Origin of the sequence: uncultured Microbacterium sp. (genome assembly GCF_963521695.1) — a bacterium.
Classification (GTDB): Bacteria; Actinomycetota; Actinomycetes; order Actinomycetales; family Microbacteriaceae; genus Microbacterium.
In genome coordinates this window covers 1-18049 of sequence record NZ_CAUQWC010000046.1, presented here as the reverse complement: position 1 = coordinate 18049, position 18049 = coordinate 1, and the positions used below count along the sequence as shown (strand labels likewise).

Annotated in this window: 21 protein-coding genes and 1 tRNA gene; 15 read left to right on the top strand and 7 right to left on the bottom strand. The window is 68.5% G+C overall.

The features are described from left to right. The first annotated feature begins 44 nt into the window (after nt 1-44). Nucleotides 45-134, top strand: a tRNA-Ser gene (locus RWP81_RS05505). Nucleotides 135-183: 49 nt separating this feature from the next. On the opposite strand, the gene RWP81_RS05500 is transcribed toward RWP81_RS05505, so the two are convergent. Both RWP81_RS05500 and RWP81_RS05495 read right to left on the bottom strand, forming a co-directional pair. Continuing rightward, complete coding sequence (locus RWP81_RS05500) at nt 184-960, bottom strand: site-specific integrase (protein ID WP_314453255.1); 777 nt, start codon at nt 958-960, stop codon at nt 184-186. Nucleotides 961-1307: 347 nt separating this feature from the next. Further along, on the bottom strand, nt 1308-1775 hold the full coding sequence (locus RWP81_RS05495) for a helix-turn-helix transcriptional regulator (RefSeq protein ID WP_314453253.1): 468 nt from the start codon (nt 1773-1775) through the stop codon (nt 1308-1310). A gap of 88 nt (nt 1776-1863) precedes the next feature. Here RWP81_RS05495 and RWP81_RS05490 point away from each other — a divergent pair, with 88 nt between their 5' ends. The 10 genes from RWP81_RS05490 (at nt 1864) to RWP81_RS05445 (ending at nt 9373) form a co-directional block, all read left to right on the top strand. Beyond that, nucleotides 1864-2064: a hypothetical protein gene (locus RWP81_RS05490; RefSeq protein WP_314453250.1), complete on the top strand. Its 201-nt coding sequence runs from the start codon at nt 1864-1866 to the stop codon at nt 2062-2064. A 207-nt stretch (nt 2065-2271) separates the two neighbouring features. Then, nucleotides 2272-2670 carry a helix-turn-helix domain-containing protein gene (locus RWP81_RS05485; protein WP_314453249.1) on the top strand — a complete coding sequence of 133 codons (399 nt, stop codon included), beginning with the start codon at nt 2272-2274 and terminating at the stop codon, nt 2668-2670. A gap of 309 nt (nt 2671-2979) precedes the next feature. Further along, a complete protein-coding gene (locus tag RWP81_RS05480) occupies nt 2980-3252 on the top strand; it encodes a hypothetical protein (protein ID WP_314453246.1) in 273 nt (90 codons plus the stop codon). A 58-nt stretch (nt 3253-3310) separates the two neighbouring features. Next, complete coding sequence (locus RWP81_RS05475; RefSeq protein WP_314453243.1) at nt 3311-3556, top strand: hypothetical protein; 246 nt, start codon at nt 3311-3313, stop codon at nt 3554-3556. Between the two features lie 109 nt (nt 3557-3665). After that, the gene (locus tag RWP81_RS05470; protein WP_314453241.1) at nt 3666-4838 is read left to right on the top strand and encodes a phage major capsid protein; all 1173 of its coding nucleotides are present in this window, start codon (nt 3666-3668) and stop codon (nt 4836-4838) included. A gap of 947 nt (nt 4839-5785) precedes the next feature. After that, nucleotides 5786-6139, top strand: coding sequence for a hypothetical protein (locus tag RWP81_RS05465; protein ID WP_314453238.1), 354 nt, complete (start codon nt 5786-5788; stop codon nt 6137-6139). 433 nt (nt 6140-6572) lie between these two features. Beyond that, on the top strand, nt 6573-6701 hold the full coding sequence (locus tag RWP81_RS05460; protein ID WP_314453235.1) for a hypothetical protein: 129 nt from the start codon (nt 6573-6575) through the stop codon (nt 6699-6701). Between the two features lie 181 nt (nt 6702-6882). Further along, a complete protein-coding gene (locus RWP81_RS05455) occupies nt 6883-7068 on the top strand; it encodes a hypothetical protein (RefSeq protein ID WP_314453232.1) in 186 nt (61 codons plus the stop codon). A gap of 4 nt (nt 7069-7072) precedes the next feature. Beyond that, nucleotides 7073-7786 (top strand): hypothetical protein, encoded by a 714-nt coding sequence (locus RWP81_RS05450; RefSeq protein ID WP_314453229.1) that lies wholly within the window; start codon nt 7073-7075, stop codon nt 7784-7786. A gap of 984 nt (nt 7787-8770) precedes the next feature. Next, entirely contained in the window at nt 8771-9373 is a 603-nt protein-coding gene (locus tag RWP81_RS05445; protein WP_314453226.1) for a hypothetical protein, read from the top strand. A 291-nt stretch (nt 9374-9664) separates the two neighbouring features. Here RWP81_RS05445 and RWP81_RS05440 read toward each other — a convergent pair whose 3' ends face one another. From RWP81_RS05440 to RWP81_RS05425, 4 genes are all read right to left on the bottom strand, one after another. Next, nucleotides 9665-10282, bottom strand: coding sequence for a hypothetical protein (locus RWP81_RS05440; RefSeq protein WP_314453223.1), 618 nt, complete (start codon nt 10280-10282; stop codon nt 9665-9667). A gap of 134 nt (nt 10283-10416) precedes the next feature. Continuing rightward, nucleotides 10417-11271 (bottom strand): 3-methyl-2-oxobutanoate hydroxymethyltransferase, encoded by an 855-nt coding sequence (gene panB / locus RWP81_RS05435; protein WP_314453220.1) that lies wholly within the window; start codon nt 11269-11271, stop codon nt 10417-10419. Further along, on the bottom strand, nt 11268-12149 hold the full coding sequence (panC, locus tag RWP81_RS05430) for a pantoate--beta-alanine ligase (RefSeq protein WP_314453258.1): 882 nt from the start codon (nt 12147-12149) through the stop codon (nt 11268-11270). The genes panB and panC overlap by 4 nt, the downstream gene beginning before the upstream one ends. Before the next feature lie 2 nt (nt 12150-12151). Continuing rightward, on the bottom strand, nt 12152-12886 hold the full coding sequence (locus tag RWP81_RS05425) for a DUF2520 domain-containing protein (protein ID WP_314453217.1): 735 nt from the start codon (nt 12884-12886) through the stop codon (nt 12152-12154). A gap of 317 nt (nt 12887-13203) precedes the next feature. Here RWP81_RS05425 and RWP81_RS05420 point away from each other — a divergent pair, with 317 nt between their 5' ends. The 3 genes from RWP81_RS05420 to RWP81_RS05410 all read left to right on the top strand — a co-directional run bounded on the left by RWP81_RS05420 (nt 13204) and on the right by RWP81_RS05410 (nt 15970). Further along, complete coding sequence (locus RWP81_RS05420) at nt 13204-13884, top strand: phosphatase PAP2 family protein (protein WP_314453216.1); 681 nt, start codon at nt 13204-13206, stop codon at nt 13882-13884. Nucleotides 13885-13900: 16 nt separating this feature from the next. Further along, nucleotides 13901-14704, top strand: a complete 804-nt coding sequence (locus tag RWP81_RS05415; RefSeq protein WP_314453214.1) for a DUF1206 domain-containing protein — start codon at nt 13901-13903, stop codon at nt 14702-14704. Between the two features lie 99 nt (nt 14705-14803). Beyond that, the gene (locus RWP81_RS05410; protein ID WP_314453212.1) at nt 14804-15970 is read left to right on the top strand and encodes a PQQ-dependent sugar dehydrogenase; all 1167 of its coding nucleotides are present in this window, start codon (nt 14804-14806) and stop codon (nt 15968-15970) included. 45 nt (nt 15971-16015) lie between these two features. Here the strand turns inward: RWP81_RS05410 and RWP81_RS05405 are convergent, their stop codons facing one another. Then, nucleotides 16016-16981 (bottom strand): hypothetical protein, encoded by a 966-nt coding sequence (locus RWP81_RS05405; protein WP_314453209.1) that lies wholly within the window; start codon nt 16979-16981, stop codon nt 16016-16018. 203 nt (nt 16982-17184) lie between these two features. Between RWP81_RS05405 and RWP81_RS05400 the strand changes: the two genes are divergently transcribed. After that, the coding region (locus RWP81_RS05400) for an RCC1 domain-containing protein (protein ID WP_399540550.1) at nt 17185-18049 on the top strand (865 nt) is incomplete at its 3' end.

Sequence of the window (18049 nt, the reverse complement as noted above, 5' to 3'; positions counted from 1 at the left end):
CCGCCGATTCGCGGCATCCGCGCATCTGTCGTAAGCTTTCCGGCGGTGACGTGTCCGAGCGGCCGAAGGTGCAACACTCGAAATGTTGTGTAGGTTCACCCCTACCGTGGGTTCAAATCCCACCGTCACCGCCACCACGAAGGCCCCGACTCCCGCGGAATGACGCGGCAGGCGGGGCCTTCGTCATGAGGTAGCGGTGTCCCGTGACAACAAGCTGACAACACCTGCCGAACGTCGAGCCTCATCGAGTGACACGGCGACACCGTCCAGATCATCATCGAAGAGGTCGGCGTATGTGTCGAGCGTCATGCTCGCGGAGGCGTGGCCCAGCATCCGCTGCACGGCCTTCACGTTCGCGCCCGAGCTGATCGCCAGCGACGCCGCCGTGTGCCGCAAGTCGTGTGGGGTGACGCGCGGGATCTCGCTGTCTGCCTCGACGGCACGACGAACAGCAGCAGCGAACCACCCATCCCGGCTGTTCGGCAGTCGCATGTGAAGCCGACCGTCGCCGAACAGCAAATCGTCCCGGCTCTTTCCCTCGCAAAGCTGCGCCATTGGCAAAGCCAGGAATGCCGGGTAGGGCACGGAGCGCGTCTCGTGCGTCTTCGGAGTACCGACGTGGATCACGGTCCCCACCATGACGGCGTTCTCCTCCACGGCGACGCGACGTCTGAGCGTGTCCACGTGTCGAAGGCGCAGCGCGGTCGCCTCGCCCCATCTCAGCCCGGTGTACGCGAGGAACGTCACCAACGTGGGGTGCGCGGAAGCCGTAGCCAGGGCGTCAACCTGGCGGTGTGTGAGGTACGGCTTCGACTTCGCGACCTTCCGGGGGAGCGTGACGCCTCGGGCCACGTTCCGGCTGATGCGTTTGTCCTTCACCGCGACGTCGAGGAGGGCGGCGAGCACCCCGTATGCGCGCAAAACGGTCGTCGCGGACCGGTCGCGGGTGAGTTCGGCCACCCACGTCTCGACCTCGGAGTACTTCACGGACCCGAGGCGGCGCGCGCCCCATTTCGGTTCGACGTGCGTTTGCCAGGCGCTCACGAGTGAACGGTAGGACGAGGCCTTCATGACGTGTTCGCGGCCGGCGAGCCACGGCGTCGCGATCGTGGCGACGGTGGCCTGCGCGTCGGACGGGTTGACGTAGTCGCCTTTGGCCTTCGACACCTCCACCTCGGCGAGCCGCAGTTCTGCGTCCCGTTTTCGCGTGAAGCCGCGCTCGCTCGTTTGCGTGTTGTCCGGGCGTCTGTAAGCGATGCGGTAGCGGCGTTCACCCGCAGCCGTCGAGTAGGCGTGAACGGATCCCATCAGATGTTCTCTCGCGCCGGGAAGTCGTCGGAGGCGGGGGCGATGCCGAGTTGTCGTGCGTCGACCCGATAGTGCCCGAGCCAGTCGTCTGCCGTGACGTCGATGAGTCCCGGCACATCGTCAGCGATCTGTAGCGGTTCCTCGTGTCGGATCCAGGGGCCGATCGTGGCGCGGTCGACCTTCGGGAATCCGGTCATTGCGACGACGGTGTGCCCCTCGGGGAACGCTGGCGGCACGAGGAGGTCGACGGGCGTCACCCGCAGCACCCGCGCGAACGCCATGAGGTCGTCAACGTCGACGCGCCTCTGACCGTTCTCGATGAGGGAGAGCGTTGCTTTCCCAATCGGCCGGCCGTGGAACGCGAGCAAACTCGCTACGTCTTCGAGACGCATCCGGCGGTGCTGGCGGATGCGTCGAATATTCGCGGCGACGGTCCGGCCGGTTGGGGGTTTCGAATCTGTAGGCACGTGGCCGACTGTACCTGAACACGTGTTATCGTTCGATTAAAGTTTAGAAAACCTAAACTCAGAACGATACAAAATGGAGTGAAGCAACATGACGAAGTACCTCACGCCGGAGCAGGTCTGCGAGATCATCCCCGGCATTACGAAGGCGGGGCTGGCGCAGCTCCGCTTCACTGGCACCGGCCCGAAGTTCCTGAAGCCCACGCCGAAGAAGGTCCTCTACCGCGAGGCCGACGTGATCGAGTGGTTGGAATCCAGCGAGCGCACGTCTACTGCGGCGGTGAGCGCATGAATGAGAGAAGCCGCCCGGTTGATGCCCGGACGGCCCACGCCGAGACGACGAAATCGCGACCCGCCAATCTTAACCGCCCCGCACCCGACGTGACCGATCGGACAGTGGCGCTCGTGGCCGGCGCGTTCGCGAGGTCGTGGGAGATGCTTGCGGCCTGCCGTCGCGACTTCGCACTGATCGAGCAGCGTAAGAGGGAGGGCTGAGCGTGTGGCACGAATCACGCCTCGCTGGCTGCTGCGAGGAGGTATCGGACAGCACCAGCTCACGAACACCGAGGCGCTGGTCATGCTCGCGCTTCTCGACCATGTCGATAAGGACGGCGTCGCCTGGAGGGCGCAGACGGACCTCGCTCGCGACCTCCGCGTCTCCCGGCAGTGGGTCAATAAGGCACAGAGTCGACTCCGTGAGCGGGGCATGCTCATCGAGCACGAGCCCGGTCGCCAGGGGCGTGCGACGCGATACCAGTTCGGTGACACGGCCAACCTCAAACCTGTCAACTCAGACGACATGTCAACTCCGCCCAACATGTCAACTTTGCGGGGCAAGTCGAACGTCATCGACATGTCAACTCACATTGCTGGAGGTAAGAAGATCTCCAGTCAATAGCCTGCCGCGGTTTTGCGCGCCCTCCCGGCCGCTCGCCGCTGCGCTTCGCTCCGCTGTTTGAGATCGACCTCCGAACACTGATCGTCGCCGCTCGCGGTGACGGTTCCCCCGGAGGGGGCGGAGGGGGAGATCCCCGAGGTCGACGTGACCCGCATCATCACGTCGACCAGCGCTCACCGTTGCGCCGCCTCCCGGCGACGCTGCCGATGACGACGGAGTCCGGCGGGCGCACAGCTCGATCCTCGGCCGTCGGAACGAAGACCAATACGACCCGAGTACGCGGGGCTAACTCCGCGAGAACGGATGATCATGAACCTTGAACACCTCACCGCCACCGACTACGCGCGCGCTGCGCAGCTCGCTGTCGCTGTCCTGGAGGGTGACGACGCGATGGCCGTCGAGGCCATCACGGCGGCGAGTGACGACCCACGTGACGACTCGGTCACGAACCTGCTTCTCGGAATGGCCGCGCAGACGGTCGATCTGATGCGAGTGGTCATTGGTTCGGATGCCGCCGGGGAGCTGCTGCGCACCACGCTCGCCCAGCTCCGCGAGGCTGAGAACCGTGGGGTCGACTCGTGAGCGCCGAGACGAGTTTTGTCGCGTCAGATCAGCGCGTGGCGCGGGACGGGGGTGCGTCGTGATCCGCCGCGACCCGTTCGCCTCGCGGACCCCGCGCCCACGGCATCTGGCCGGCGCGAACGGGGCAATCTCTGCGGCCGACGAGATCGCGTATATCAACCGACTCGCGGCGGCTGAATGGCTCTGGCGGCACGACGTGGACCTACCCGTAGACGTGCTGCTCTCGCGCACAGCCGAGGTCGGGAGCGATGTCGCGACGGCTGAAGCGCTGGCCGGTCGACTGTCGACACGCCGAGCAGAATGAGCTTGACAATCCATATCAACTGAGCATTATGCTCACCCACAACGACTGGAATCGTTCGGACCGCATCACCGGCCCCTGGTCGACCCGATCAACGAACGAAGGAACGCACGTGAACATCAAGGAACAGATCCGCGCCGAGCTGAGCAAGGCGAAGGCAATCGTCGCCACCGCCGAGAAGGCCGGCCGCGAGATGACGGATCAGGAGATCTCCGACGCCGACACGCACCTGAAGGCCGTCAAGGGCCTGCGCTCGCAGCTCGACGCCGCTGACGGCTCGGCCGCAGTGAAGGACGCGCTCGACGCGCTGAACGGCGAGTTCGCCGGCACAAAGTCGAAGGCTCACAGACGTGGATACAAGGCGGCACGCTCCGCGTCGTGGGCCAAATCGACCGACGAGATCCTGCGCGCCGTCGCCAGCTCGGGCGGCGCGAAGGCCCTGACCTCCGGCACGGTTGACGTGCCCGCCGTCATCGGCGACCCCGGCGAGATCCCCGCCCGCCCGCACACCGTGCTCGACCTCATCGTGGGCCGCGATCGCCCCGCCGATGGCAACGGCAACGCGATCCAGTACCTCCGCCAGACCCAGCGCCCGACCGGTGCCGCGGCTGTCGCCGACGGTGCGCTGAAGCCGACGGGCATCGCCACCTTCACCGACATCGAAGACCGCCTGCGGACCATCGCGATCCTGTCCGAGCCGCTGCCGATCCGCTACCTGACCGACTTCCGCGGGCTGACGGATATCCTCCGTGTCCAGCTCGGTGAGGCCGTCATCACCGCCGTCGAGGATCTGGTGGTGTCCGGCAACGGCACGGGCGAGAACTTCACCGGCATCCTTCAGACCTCGGGCATCCAGACCCAGGCGCGGAGCACCAGCGTCGCCGGCCTCGACTACCGCCTAGAGACGAGCCTGAAGGCGAAGACAAAGGCGGACGAGGTCGGCGGCACCCCCGCTACCGGGTACGTGCTGAACCCGATCGACTGGGAGAACATCACCCTGGCCCGCATCGCGAAGAACCCCGCCAACGAGGCGGAGGAAGGCGCGAAGCACCTCCTCCACGATCTGCCCGTGGTCACCTCGACGGCGATCGCCCTCGGGACCGGCCTGGTCGGTGACTTCAGCACCCTCGAACTCGTGACCCGCGAGACGGACCGCGTCGATATCGACACCTCGGGCGAGCTGTTCACGAAGAACCAGTTCCGCCTTCGCGTGGAGGGTCGCTACACGCTGAAGGTCGGACGCCCGAACGCGTTCTGCCGCTTCGACCTGACGACCGCGACGTAACTCAACACACTCCCGCCGGGGTGTTCCTCATCTGTTCTACCCGGCGGGCGACACAGCGTTCTCCCGCGCTCTGTCACCTCGGGCGGGAGCGATCTCCAGTCTCCTCCCGCTCGGAAAGGGCCGGCGCTTCTCCCGCCGGCCCTTTCTCGTACCCCCGGCACCACTTCCGCGGACGGCCGGCCCCGATCTGAGGGCCTGGCATCCGGGGCCTCAGATCCGGGGGATCCGAGACGCGGCATCGCACGTGGCCATCTCGACGACGGGACCGACGGCTGACAGGGGACGTCGACTGTCGGGCGAGTTCGTCGGCCGCACGCAGCAGACGCCTCGCGGCGGACACCGAACCGCGACGAGCGATCGACGCTCCAGTGCTCACGCAACGCCGCGCAGATCGACGCACGGCGGCGGACGACGGAACACCCGGACGAGACGGGCAACACGGCAGATCAGTCCGGATCGCGGAAGAGATCGACCACAAGAGAACACGAAGGGCTCTCGCATCACGAGGGTCATCAGCACCAGCACACCGACGACGACAACCAGATCAGGACACAGAAAAGAGAGACGACGATGAGAGCGACGATGACCACCCGACGTAGTGCAGCGAGCCGGGGAGACGCGCAGGCCGCGAGAGCGGCGCGTGACAGCGGAGCGAGGACACTTCAGGCCCGACACCGACGACCACCAGGGGAGGGGTGTCCGAATCTCTGGCGACTCGACAAGACTTCCGATCCACCGGCTTCGGTTTCCCCCACCGAGCGTGGGCGCATCTTGGTCGCTGTCGACGTAGACAGCATTAGAGGGGGTGCGTAATGGCGCAGACAGAGGACGAACGCCGCGAGAACAAGCGGAAGTGGGCCGCTGACCGTCGTGCCGCGGTTCGAGCTGAGCGTGACGCTCGTCTACGCGCGGCCCGCGTCGATGCGGTGGCGAATGCGCCCCGTCCCATGCTCGCGGCGGTGAATGCTTCGCTGTCGGCGGCGAAGTGGCTTCGTGACTCGGACGGGGCGGCGGTCAGCCTCGCGCGCACCCTCGCTGAGCAGTTGGACGTGTCGCAGCACATGCATGAGGACGCGCTGGCGCTGCGGGTAGCGGGGCAGCTCATGGGGTTGCTCGATCGACTCGGCCTGACGCCGGTCGTTCGGATGCGTTTCGAACTGCGGTCGGCGCAGCTCGCGGCACGCACGGCGTCGGAGGGCGCCGAGCCTGCACCGCCGGCACCCGCCACTGCATCACTGCCGGCGAACGTGTCCAAGCTGGCGCGGCCGGCGAAGCGTGGGGACGGTGGCGATCGTGGCTGATCCGGTTCCTCCCCGCCCGGGGCTGGCGAGCCTGGCGGATCGGCTCGCGGAGCTGCGGGCGGAGATTGCACGCCTGAACCGACCATCGGGCACACAGCGCGCCGGCATCGCGGGGAACTTGTCGGGGATGGTCGACTACATCGGAGCCAGGACGACGAGAGCCACTGATCCGGATTCATCGTGGTCGATGACCATCCCGGGCGACGGCGTCGAGCGTGTCTACGAGACGGGGGCAGCTCTCACGTTCACATCGACCGGCTCGGCTCTCGTAGAGGTGGTGACCGGTCACGCTCGGATGACGTTGTTCAGGTCCGGCTCCGCGGCGATTTCGCTGCGGATGGCTGTTCGGGATGCTGCGACCGGTGCGACGATCCCGGGCAGCTCGGCGGGTGCGTCTGCGCGCCTCGCGGCGTCCGTCACGTACGGGGCGACCATGAGGTTCGGTACGCTCGCGGCGATCCGTCCCGGGCCTGTCGAGATCGCTGTGCTCGTCGTGGTGTCCTGCACCGTGCAGACGTCGTTCGCGATCGACGCGCCCAGTCTGACGGTGAAGCCGCAGTAGCACGACTCGCGGACGCCCCGGGATGAAACGCTGGGCGTCCGCGGATCGCCGCAACAAAGATGCTGAAACCCCGGGTGCTCTACCCCTATGTAGGGGTTAGAACCCCCACGGAAACGACGCCCAAACGGGCGGTGTCGGACCCCCCTGGTTTACTGTGAAGCCAGAACCCCAGGAGGTCATCATGGCACCCACAATCGAAGTCACGCGCGCCACCTTGCTGAACCGTCGCGCGGCCGTTCTGCGTCGGATCGGGACGGATGAGGCGGGTTTTGCGAAGGCACGTGCCACCCGCAGCTTGTCCAGCGACGAGTGGGAGGCGAAGGAAGAACTCGAAGAGATTGGGTTCTTGCTCGGTGCCGACGACTGACGTCGTGACGGCCGGGCTGCGCCTCAAAGCTGCCGACTTTGCGCAGCAGATGCAGGACACCATCGCTGGTGTCCTGCCGGGCGACTTCCAGATGGTTTCGATCGCACACGGCGAGCGGTTCGTAATCCGCGCGGACGGGGAGTCAGCGCTAGAGCAACGCATACCTTTGATGGTGGACGGGGATCCGCTGGCCTCGTTGTCCGTGCAGGTGCATCTTGGCTTGGACAGCTCGAAGAGCTACCTGAAGGCTTGGCTTGTGAAGCTGGCGGTGAATTCGACACTCGACCGAACGCCGCTTGTTCGATACGAGTTCGACGCAAAAGTGTCAGTCAGTGCTCCCCTGGCTCACTGGCATGTGCACGCCGACCGCGGAGCCCTGTCGCACTTGCTGGGGCGTGCGCATGCGGTCCGTCCCGAAGCGGTGCGAAAGCCGCACGAGTTGTCATCGCTCCATTTCCCGGTGGGCGGCGAGCGGTTTCGTCCCTGCGTCGAGGACGTTCTCGAATTCCTGGTGCGTGAGTTCGGCGTTGACCACAAAGACGGCTGGTCCGACGCGATCCGGATGGGCCGGGAGCAATGGCGGCGCATGCAATTCCGGTCGACAGTCCGCGATTTGCAGTCTGAGGCCGCCCAAGTGCTGCGTGATCACGGATGGACGGTGGAGGCACCTGGTGAACCGCTACGGGCGGAAGGGGACGGGGTTCTCCATCGCTGGTGACGGCTCAGGGCGGCGCGTTCGGTCCGCCGTCGTGTGAGGATCGTGGGACCGCAGGGAAGACGACCCCCAGATGCCCCGTTTCTTGACCTACGCCCAGGCCGCTGCTCGCACCAACAGTCACCCTGAGACGATCAAGCGGTGGAGGCGATCAGGCCTCGCCTTCGCGATGGTCGACGGCCGGCGAGTGGTTCGGGAAGACGTCCTCCTCGCATGGTGGCGCGAGCGCATGAAGGCCAATCCGGTGCATCAGGTAAGGATCGCTCAGGACCGCCTCCAGGACGCTTCGGGGGCCGTGGTGGCATCGGTGCCGCCCCGAGCTACGAAACGCGCTCAGGCGGGCGCACCGCGTCGCCCAGCGGCACCCCGACCGCAGCCGTCTCTCGACGGTGATCCGCTTGCGAACGTCGCCCCCATGCGGGGTGCTCGGGAGTTCGCAGCCCTCCAGGACGCTCTCCACGACGTCACGCCGTCCTGCGATGGTGTGGACGCATACACCGACGATCACCCGTCAGAAGACGACGTGGCCACGATGACGAGGATCTGCGCGTCGTGCCCGGTCGGGGCTCTGTGTGCGGCGTACGCGTCAACGGCCACGCCGGCCGCGGGGTTCTGGCCCCCGACACCGCGGGCATAGGGGATGGTCCCTAGATCGTGCCGGAAAACTTGGGGTTTCGCACTGAACCGTTCTCAGTTTCGGGTGTTACTTTGTAACCCACTGGCCGACAGCACCCCCTTCGCGGCCGGTCCCACCTCGCAGCATCAGCGAGGCATCACTCGATCTGGAGAAACCGTCATGGCTTCGGAAGCACTGGGTAGCGCGTACGTTCTTTCTGGTAACGGAGCGCGTCAGCTAGCCGAGATGGCCGCTAGCGGTAGCGCGCCTATCTCGTCCCCCGGTTTCTCGTCGCGCCTCCGCGAGTCCGGTTCGGCTCACTCGCGCCTCTCAGCGCTCGAAGAGCTGGTGCGAGCGACTTCCTCGAAGCGGTGACCGCAGCTCCGCCAGGACAGATCAAGTACGACGTCTTCGCTCTCGCAGAAGTCCGGCAGGACCGCTACAAGCTACTCGCCGAAACGGTGGACGAGCGCCTGCGCGCCTTCAAGTGCGAACGGTCGTTGCACCTCCAGGAGTTCGCTCGATCGCGCGTCAGCAATTGGGAAGACCACGGGCACAGCCGCACTTACGTGATCGTCACTGCGCGCGATGAAACCGTGGATGTGGCCGGGTTCTTCACCGTCGGCATGACAGCGCTGAATTTGGAGCGGGCATCGAGGGGCGTCCGTCAGAAGTTGATGGGGAACATTACCCTCACTCAGACGGGGGCCTACAGCATCGCGGAGTTGGCTCGGTCAGACGACTACACGAGCGCTCAACTCCCCGGCACCGTCATCTTGGACGAGGCGAAGAACGTCATCAGGCGTGCCCGAGCCTACGTTGCCGGTCGTTTCGTCGTGGTGGACGCCCGCAGAGAGGTGTTCGAGCACCTGTACCAGCCGGCCGGCTTCAAAGAAATTGATCTCGCCGAGCCTCCAATGGATATGTCGGACGTCGAGTTCGTTACAGCCTGCGCGGTAGTCAAGAGCTGGTAGGTCCGGCCCGGTCCGACCGTTCGCGGGACGACCTGAGCCGTGACAACAATCTGACAACAGTCGATGCGAACTGAGGCTCATCTAGGTAATCGAGTCTGACCCACTTCCCGCGTAATCACGCACTTTCACGACCCGGCACCCGTCGTTTTGCGGTGGTCACGGGGGTTCAAATCCCACCGTCACCGCCACCACGAAGGCCCCGATCCTCACGGATGCGGGGCCTTCGTCATGTCGGGGCAGCACGCTCCAGCGGCACGGGTCCGCGGACATCGACGCCCATCGAGACACGGCTCAGCCGCCCGGACCCGACGGCTGGATCGGAGCGCCGTCGCCGTTCTCGGGAAGGTCGCCGCGTTCGACGGGTGCCGCCGGCTCGGTCGGTGCGTCGGCGAACAACGCCTCCAACTCGGATTCCGAGGGAACACGCACGGCCTCGGCGGCCTGGCGAAGGTCGTCGAGCGGCGTGGCGTTCGGGCCGATCACCCAGATCGTGGCGCCGTCGCGCGCGACGAAGAACTCGTGCAAGCCGCCACCCTCGCGGTGCCACAGCCCGGACTCCTCGGTGCAGGTCACCGCCGCGTCGGGCAGATCCCAGAGCGGCGTCGCCGCGCAGCCGGCGGCGTCGGGTTCTCCCGGCGAGGTGCGGATGGTGATCATGGCGGTGGTCTGCTCGTCGACCCACGTCGCCGACAGGCCGTCGTCGTTCGCCGGCCCGACCGACTGCGACGCGAGGTCGTATCCCTCGACCTGGGTCGTGAAGACCAGTGCGGGGTCGATGTCGAGCAGCGCGGCCTTCTGAGCGATCGAGGCACTGTCGGCCGGCATGGGCGTTTCCCCGCAGGCAGTGAGCGAGAGGGCGACGACCGCTGCGAGGCCGACGAGGACCGGAGCACGGGAGGCGGGGCGCATGACAGCATCTTCGCTCAGCCGGCCCGTGCGGTCGATGACTTGCCCACCCGCGGCGGGGTTCGGGGGATGCCAGCCTCGGCCCGCGTCGACCGCACCGACGCCCGAGGAACCGTCGGCGGGCCGGGAGACGTCGGTCAGAGCCCGTCGATGAACTCCCGCACCGCCGCCGCGGCGTCGGCCGCGGCCGGGTACGTGTGCTCGATCCCGGGGAAGACGCCCTCGCGCACCTCGCGGGCGTACGCGGCGACGCCCTCGACCATCGCGTCGCCGAGGGCGGCGTAGCGCTTCACGAAGACGGGCGCGCGGCCCTCCGTGATCCCGAGCAGGTCGTGCTGCACGAGTACCTGCCCATCGGCGGCTCCCGCGCCGATGCCGATGACGGGGATCTGGAGCGCCCGGCGGATCTCGTCCACGACATCGGCGGGCACGGCCTCGATGACGAGCAGGAAGGCCCCGGCCTCTTGCACGGCGAGCGCATCGCGCGCGACCCGGACCGCCTCGTCGGACGTGCGTCCCTGGGCGCGGAGGCCACCGAGCGCGGTCGCGGTCTGCGGTGTGAGCCCCACGTGCCCGACCACCGGGATACCGGCCTCGACGATGGCCCGCAGGCGGGACAGACGTGCCGGGTTCGCGCCCTCGATCTTGACCGCCTCGGCGCCGGCCTCGTGGACGAATCTGATCGACGTCGCGACCGCCTGTTCGTCGCTCAGCTCGGTTGAACCGAACGGAAGGTCGCACAGCAGCAGGGGCGTCTGAAGCGCTCTGCGAACGGCTTTCGAGAGCGTCAGCATCTCGTCGAGCGTCACCGAGGTGGTGTCGGGGTGCCCCAGCACCACCTGCGCGCCGGAGTCGCCCACCAGCACGATGTCGACCCCCGCGCGCTCGGCCACCCGGCCCGAGGCGTAGTCATAGGCCGTCACCATGACCAGCGGCGTACCGGCCTCGGCGAGCTCGCGGAGCCGGCGAAGCGTCACCCTGCGTCGTGTCACGCCCGGCTCCTCTCGAGGATGATGCGGTCATCGGAACGGGGATCGAGCACCACGTTGTCGATGAGGCGCACCTCTCCCACCCGTACGGCGAGCGCGAGCAGCGCCGGGCGCGCGATGACGGTGAGCGATTCGAGGCTGTCGGCGTCGACGATCTCCACGTACTCCTGATCCACTCCGGCTTCGCTGAGTCCCTCCTGCACGAGGGCGGTGAGGCGGCTCGTGTCCCGGATGCCGGAGGCGAAGGCATCCTGAGCTACGCGGAGCGACCGCGGGATGACCGCGGCGAGCGTGCGCTCCTCGGCCGACAATCGCGCGTTGCGGCTGGAGCGGGCCAGGCCGTCGGCGTCACGCGACGTCGGTCGGGTCACGATCTCGACGGGGATGCGCAGGTCGGTGACCATGCGCCGGACGACGACGACCTGCTGGGCGTCCTTCGCGCCGAAGTACGCGCGGTCGGGTTGGACGGCGAGCAGCAGCTTGGCGACGACCGTGGCGACCCCGTCGAAGTGGGAGCGGCCGCGGACGGCGCCCTCGAGCGTCCCGGTAAGGGCACCGCCGACCGACACGGTGGTGGCGAAGCCCGCCGGATACATCTCGGACGCCGACGGCGCGAAGACGACGTGGGTGCCGGCATGCTCGGCCAGCTCGATGTCAGCCTCTTCGGTACGCGGGTACGCCTCGAGGTCGGCGGCCTCGCCGAACTGGGTCGGGTTCACGAAGATCGACAGCACGACGGTGGCGTTGTCGGCGGCCGCGGCGCGCAGCAGAGAAAGGTGCCCCTCGTGGAGGGCCCCCATGGTCGGCACGAACCCGATCCCTCCGGAGCGGTGCGGTGCGAGTGCTGCACGCAGTTCGTCGACGGTGCGCACGATGCGGATTGTCACGGGAGGGACTCGATTCCGGGTCGTTGAGCGGTGGCGAGGTCGCGCGTCGCGTCGACGAGCGCGTCGAAGAGCGCCACGCGGTCGGGGAGACGCTCGACGACGGCGCGACGCTGCTGTGCCACCGTGGCGTCGTCTCCGCGCGAGACCGGGCCGGTGAGGGCCGCGGCCGCTCCGCGTTCCGCCCAGTTCTCGACGGCGGCGCGCACCAGGGGGACCAGGGCGTGTCTGCCGATCCCCGCGGTCGCGGCGAGCTCCTCGGCCATCCCCTCGAGCGTCACGAGGAAGTTCGCGGCCACGGAGGCGGCCGCGTGGTAGGCCGCGCGGTCGCGATCGCGCACCTCTACGCCCGTCATCCCGAGGACCTCCGCGAGGGCGGAGGCGATGGCGTAACCCGCGGGAGTCGTCGCAGCGAGGGCGGCCGTCACTCCGACGAACGATGCCCCGGCCGTCGTGACCGTCATGAGCGGGTGGATGCTAAAGGCGTCATGGGGTCGGAGCGCCGACAAATCGAGTGCTCCAGAGAGGTGACCGACCGTGCGGCCGGGAGCGATGGCGCGCGCGGCGGTGGCGATTGCGGCATCCGGAACCGCGAGGAGCACGATCGCGGCGTCTTCACCCGTCTCGCCCCGACCCGCAGGTCCCACGACCGGCACCTCGGCGGCGTGCAACGCGGCCACGAGTGCGCGCCCCATGCGACCGTCGCCGACGACGATCACGGGGCCCGGGAGCATCAGGGCGGAGGGGAGAGGAGGCGGTGTCATATGCGTGTGGCGCCGGCCCCGGGGGCGGCTTCGCCGCCTCCCACCGTACTCGCTCTCGGTCCCGGGGGAGCGGCGCTCACCGCGCCGCGGAGCGAGGTGGTCCCGTCGGCCGCGACCACGTCGGATCCGGCAGCGAGGGTCCGTCGATGAGACGCGGTCGCCGGCGTGATGCAGGGGATGCTGCCACTGCGTTCGCGGTCGGGCGAGCGGCGACTCCGCCGGGTGACGCATGGAGGCGCTCACGGCAAGTGCTGGCCCGCGGCGCCCGGGCCTGCGACGATTCGCGAATGGATGCCACGACAGACGACACCGCGCTGCTCCCCGATCGGCCGCGCATCGACCCGCGTCGCCCGATCGCCCTGATCGTCGGCGTGGTCGCAGCGGTGCTGTTCGTGGGCTTGCGTTTCGCCGTGGCCCTGAGCGGATCCGCGCCCTTGCCGATCGACCAGGCGTGGGATGACGCGATGGCGGCGCTCGCGAACCCCGTCGGCGTGATCGTGGCGTGGGTGCCGGCGATCGTGGGCGGAACGATCGGCATGATCGTCATCGGGGTCGCGACGACCATCGTCTTCCTCATCGTCCGCCGCCCCTGGGATGCTCTGAACGTCGCGGCATCCATCGCCCTCGTGGTGCTGATCGGTGCGCCGCTCGCGGCGGTCATCGCCCGCAGCCGTCCGGCCGACTCGCTCGCCGAGACCATGGCGACCTCGTTCCCCTCCGGGCACACCGCCGTGGCGACCACCATCGCGCTGACGCTCGCGCTCATCCTGCGGCGCCGATGGGTCTGGATCGTCGGGGCCGTGTGGGTGGTGTTGATGATGTGGAGCCGCACCTACCTGCACGCGCACTGGCTGTCGGACGTCGTTGCCGGCTTTCTCGAGGGCGTCGCCGTGGCCACGCTCGTGTGGGCGATGGTCGAGGTGTGGCGTGTACGCCGCGCGCAACGCCTTCACGCGTCCGCGGAGTGAGCGCTAGGGTTCGCGGATGACCTCCGCAACCGCCGCCGCCGACAAGGCACAGGACTCCACCGCGTTCCGGGTGACCGCCCGCGTCGGCTACGTCGTCCTCGGCCTCCTGCACCTGCTGATCGGCGTCATCGCCGTCTCGATCGCCACCGGCTCCGGCGGCGACAGCGCCGATCAGAGCGGGGCGCTGCAGCAGGTGCGCGACGCACCCCTCGGCACCGCCCTGCTGTGGGTAATCGTGGTGGGACTCGCCGCCCTCGCGGTCTGGCAGATCGCCGAGGCGGTCGTGGAGCGCGATCCGGATGCCAAGAAGCGGTGGGCGCACCGCGCGAAGTACGTGGGCACCGCGATCGCCTACGTGGCGATCGCCGCCACGGCCTTCACTCTCGCGACGGGCGGGAGCTCGGAGTCGTCGGAGTCGTCCAAGACCCTCAGCGCGCAGATCCTGGCGATGCCCGGCGGCGTGGCCCTGCTCGTCATCGTCGGCCTCGGCGTCGGCGTGATCGGCGTCGCATTCGTGGTGCGCGGCATCACGCGCGCCTTCGAGAAGAGCCTGTCGATCCCCGGAGGCACCGCGGGTCGTGGCATCCGGGTCTTCGGCACCGTCGGCTATGTCGCCAAGGGCATCGCGGTGGGGGTCGCCGGCATCCTCTTCATCGTCGCCGCGGTCACCCACGACCCGAACGCGGCCGGCGGGATCGATGCGGCCCTGCGGTCGCTCGCGAGTCTGCCCTTCGGCCAGATCGTGCTGTGGGTCGTGGGTGCCGGGCTCGTCGTCTACGGCGTGTTCTGCTTCGCCCGCGCCCGCTACGCGCGCATGTGAGAACGCGGACGAGCCGGAGACGACCGGCGGGGCGCAATCCCCAGAGCGCTCGCAGGTGCGACGGGTAGGACGGAACCACCGCAGCGCCGAGGAGGCCCCATGATCGACCTCGCACCCGTCGGCTCCGCCCGGCGCCCCCACGCATCGTTCCCGCGTCGACCGTCCGCCCGCTCGTCCTCTGCGATGGCGATCGTGCTCTCGCTGTTCGCGCTCGCCGGGTGCGCGGCGGAACGGGAGTCGGATGCCGTGCCGCCCGCCGCCGCACCGATCTCGACGCCGCCCGCGAGCGCCGCCGCGCCCACCCCCGGAGACGTCGCCCCCGTCGGGGTGCCCGAGGTCGTGGCATCCGGATTCACGACGCCGTGGTCGGTCGTCTTCGTCGACGACACCGCGCTCGTGAGTCAGCGCGACACGGGGGAGATCCTCGAGATCACGGGCGGGGACACGCGCGTCGTGGGGGAGGTGCCCGATCTCGCAGCGCGCGGAGAGGGCGGACTCCTGGGCATCGCGCACGCCGACGGCTACCTCTACACCTTCGTGACGATCCCCGGCGGCAACCGGGTGATGCGGTTCCCGCTCGAGGGCACGCCGGGCTCGTTCTCGCTCGGGGCCGCGCAGACCGTGCTCGATGGCATCCCCTCGGCGAACATCCACAACGGCGGACGGATCGCCTTCGGTCCCGACGGCATGCTGTACGTCACCGCGGGAGACGCCGCCGACCCCGACGCGTCGCAGGACAGGGCGTCGCTGGGCGGCAAAATTCTGCGGGTGACCCCCGAGGGAGAGGTCCCCTCAGACAATCCCTTCCCGGGGTCGCCGGTGTGGAGCCTCGGGCACCGCAACCCGCAGGGGATCGGGTGGGATGCCGCCGGCACCATGTACGCGTCGGAGTTCGGGCAGGACACCTGGGACGAGCTCAACGTCATCGAACCCGGTTCGAACTACGGCTGGCCCGAGGTGGAAGGGATCGGCGGACAGGCCGGGTTCGTCGATCCGGTGCAGCAGTGGGCGCCGGCGGATGCCAGTCCGAGCGGACTCGCGGTCGTCGACGGTGCGGTGGTCATCGCGAACCTGCGGGGTGAGCGCCTCCGTGTCGTCCCCACCGGCGACCTCGGCGCATTCGACGACTACTTCGTGGGTGAGTACGGGCGCCTCCGCGACGTCGCGGCGGCCCCGGACGGATCGCTGTGGGTGGTCACGAGCAACACCGATCGCGGTGGCGGCGACTCCGACGTGATCCTGCGGATCGGCGTCTCGCGGGGGTGAGGTGCGAACTCGGACGGGCTCGTGCCCTGGCCGAGAACCTGCGGGTCACCTGCCGACAGGGTGGGAGGTCGCCCACGACTCGCGTCGCTCCTCGTCGGGGCACCTCGCGCCGTTCGGCAGGGCGTTCTCCATCCGTGCCAGCGTCTCGCGCAGGGCGCGGGCAGAAGCGAAGCCCACGGTACGGGCACGTGCGTCGTCGCGGAGTACTCGCTCGCCGTTGACCCGGACAGCGGCCCGAGCAAGCGCGATCCGTGCGTCGCGGATACGTTCGCGCGGCGACGCTCCCGTTTGAGAGAGGGCGCGCGTCAGATGGCGGCGACTCACCCGCAGCATGCGCGCCAGCGCATCGACCGAGAACGCGGGGTCGTGAGCATTGCGACGAATGAGGCGCTCCGCATCGTGGACGAGAGACAGCGACACCGACGCGCCCGCGGCGTCCGTCCCCGCACCTGTCGCCGCGAACTCCACGGCGAGGCTCAGGTGACCGATCTCGGTGGCGCGGATATCCCGCGTGGTCGCGAGCAGGGAGAGGGCGAGAGAACGCGCCGCGATCGCCGCCGCGCGAGCGGGCGCGATGGAGAGCCCATGCGGCCACTCCACTCCCTTCGGTGCGAGCTCGACTTCGACGAGCTGGACGGGCGAGGACCATCGCACGCTGAACGCCCCCTCAGTCGGAAGGACGATGGCGGAGGGGGTATCGAGAGTCATGCGCGTCGGCGCCAGCACGGTGGCTTCGTCCGAACCGGTGAGGAGGATCCGTCGCCGCGGCGACGCCGTCGCCGCCCGTGACGGCGTCATCGTCACAGGCGTACTCGCGAGGGAGCGGATGACGATGTCGTCCAGCCGCATTTCGCGAGACTCGAAGCGGAGTGCGGTCGCGCCGCCCGCGGCCGATGCCACCCAGCCGCGCCGTCGGTACCAGTGCGTGGCGGCCGCTCCCTCGCCCGAGAACACCCGCACACGTCCGATGCCCGGGCGTGCGGACTCGTCAAGATCGTCGTCGCGTGGCATCCGGCGATCGTGGCATGCGCGCGAACACGTCCGCGGGGGTCTCCGCGTCTGGCCGCGCGTTTGTGACCCGACCGCTCACCCGGGTCGACGCGCATCGGACGTATTGAGACGCGAAAGACGCATCTTCGCGCCGAGGGGCCGTGATGAGGAGAGCCCGCTCGCAGGATGGAGCGCGGATGCCGCTTCGCGCGAGAGGAAACAACATGATGGAAAACGAAACGATCAACGAGCCGCCGACGGGTGGCGGTGGGCTGTCCCGTCGCACGGTGGTGGGCGCTTCCCTGTGGAGTGTTCCCGCCATCCTGCTGACGACCTCGACGCCGGCGCTCGCCGCGTCGAACTCCCGGTACAAGCTCAGCCTCGTCCCGATGACGACCGCCGTGGCATCCGGCGGCACCGCCGTGACCGGTGTGCTCACCACCCCGGCCGGCGCTCCCGCCGCGGGGCAGCCGATCGCGCTGACGCTCGGGACCCGGAGCGCGACCGGAACGACTGACGGATCGGGGAAGGTCACCGAGACGCTCGATCTCGGTCGCCCGTGGGCGACGCCGGGATCGACCACAACTGTCACAGCTCTGTCGCACAACCTCTCCGAGTCCGCTTCGGCGACGGTGGTGGGGGCGAACGTGTTGGTGGGTTCGAGCAACTACATGGGGCAGTTGGGTATCGGTTCGTCGGGGAATGATCAGACGGAGTTGCTGCAGACGTCGTTGACGTTCTCGTCGCCGGTGGTGGAGATCAGCGCGGCCGGGACGCATGCGCTGGCGTTGCTGGCGGATGGGACGGTGTGGTCCACGGGGTCGAATGGTGACGGCTCGTTGGGAGATGGGACGTTCACGAATCGGTTCGTCTGGGCAGTCGTGCCGGGGCTGTCGGATGTCATCTCGGTGACCACGACGCTCGGGGCGTCGCATGCCCTGACCTCGAACGGGGACGTGTGGGCTTGGGGCGATGGCACGAATGCGCAGTTGGGGCAGGATGATCCCTCGAAGTGGGGGTCGCGGTGGCCCACCCCTCAGAAGGTGAAGTCGCTGCCCGGGGCCACGCAACTGGCCTCGACCTCGCTGC

Bases quoted from the DNA above. Each gene is read 5' to 3' on its own strand.
- RWP81_RS05490 (WP_314453250.1), top strand. From the start codon at position 1,864: ATGACGAAGTACCTCACGCCGGAGCAGGTCTGCGAGATCATCCCCGGC.
- RWP81_RS05480 (WP_314453246.1), top strand. From the start codon at position 2,980: ATGAACCTTGAACACCTCACCGCCACCGACTACGCGCGCGCTGCGCAG.
- RWP81_RS05465 (WP_314453238.1), top strand. From the start codon at position 5,786: ATGCTCGCGGCGGTGAATGCTTCGCTGTCGGCGGCGAAGTGGCTTCGT.
- RWP81_RS05460 (WP_314453235.1), top strand. From the start codon at position 6,573: ATGAGGTTCGGTACGCTCGCGGCGATCCGTCCCGGGCCTGTCGAGATC.
- RWP81_RS05455 (WP_314453232.1), top strand. From the start codon at position 6,883: ATGGCACCCACAATCGAAGTCACGCGCGCCACCTTGCTGAACCGTCGC.
- RWP81_RS05440 (WP_314453223.1), bottom strand. From the start codon at position 10,282: ATGCGCCCCGCCTCCCGTGCTCCGGTCCTCGTCGGCCTCGCAGCGGTC.
- RWP81_RS05425 (WP_314453217.1), bottom strand. From the start codon at position 12,886: ATGCTCCCGGGCCCCGTGATCGTCGTCGGCGACGGTCGCATGGGGCGC.
- RWP81_RS05420 (WP_314453216.1), top strand. From the start codon at position 13,204: ATGGATGCCACGACAGACGACACCGCGCTGCTCCCCGATCGGCCGCGC.
- RWP81_RS05415 (WP_314453214.1), top strand. From the start codon at position 13,901: ATGACCTCCGCAACCGCCGCCGCCGACAAGGCACAGGACTCCACCGCG.
- RWP81_RS05410 (WP_314453212.1), top strand. From the start codon at position 14,804: ATGATCGACCTCGCACCCGTCGGCTCCGCCCGGCGCCCCCACGCATCG.
- RWP81_RS05405 (WP_314453209.1), bottom strand. From the start codon at position 16,981: ATGCCACGCGACGACGATCTTGACGAGTCCGCACGCCCGGGCATCGGA.